Source organism: Lacinutrix sp. YIN62 (genome assembly GCF_057219185.1).
This window is the reverse complement of record NZ_JBXVVH010000081.1, coordinates 1-836: the sequence shown is the minus strand read 5'-3', so window position 1 is coordinate 836 and position 836 is coordinate 1. Positions and strand designations below refer to the sequence as shown.

1 protein-coding gene is annotated in these 836 nt (G+C 29.4%); it reads left to right on the top strand.

What is annotated here, in order from left to right:
• The first annotated feature begins 219 nt into the window (after window positions 1–219).
• On the top strand, window positions 220–618 hold the full coding sequence (gene tssD / locus AC2D8I_RS16285; protein ID WP_484707172.1) for a type VI secretion system tube protein TssD: 399 nt from the start codon (window positions 220–222) through the stop codon (window positions 616–618).
• The last annotated feature ends 218 nt before the right edge of the window (window positions 619–836 follow it).

The following is an 836-nucleotide window of genomic DNA, read 5'->3' as shown; positions in this document are numbered from 1 at the left end:
CAGAAACGACAATTTAGAATCTTTTTTTTCTTTATAAAATAAACTGTCAAACAGCCATCCAGATATATGCCTTCCTGGTAATATCAAGAGACCTTCAACCAGTTTTTATATATTAATTAAACGATTTTTTAAAATTGTTTTTCTAAGAACAGCTAAGATTTTAATACTAGTAAAAAATTAAGGCACTATTTTAATAAATTAATATTTTAAAAAAACATTATGGGATCATTTAGAGCATCTTTAGAATTAGGAGGAAAAGAATTTGACGTATTAAGTTCAGATTATGCATTTAGTAGAGATACTGACAAAAAAGGAAAAATATCTTCTAACGTTTATGGCGGGAGAATTACATTAACAATTGAGTCTACAGAAGACACTTCTGTAATCGAAGCAATGCTTAATAGCCAATTTAAGTCTGTAGAAGGTAAAATCGTTTACAAGAAAACAGATGAAGATGCAAAGATGAAAGAAATAGAATTCAAAAATGCATACATTGTATACTACAAAGAGAAATTAGACGTTAATGGAGATGTACCTATGACGATTACCTTTACCGTTTCGGCAGAAGAAATTATAGTAGGTAACGCATCGATTCACAACCGTTGGCCAGTTGCTTAAGTAGCATTTTAAAGAGCAAGTGTATAGCACTTGCTCTTTAACTGTTTTTACTTATAAGTTTAGTATTCTAAAAAACGAATAGATTAAGGATATAGATTATACCTGCCAAAAACAAACAAAGCAAACGTTCCTCAAAATATTATTTGTATCATAAAACACAAGGGCTCTCTATCCTAATACAACTGAATAAAGAAGCATAGCATAAAGTCTTTTTTTTT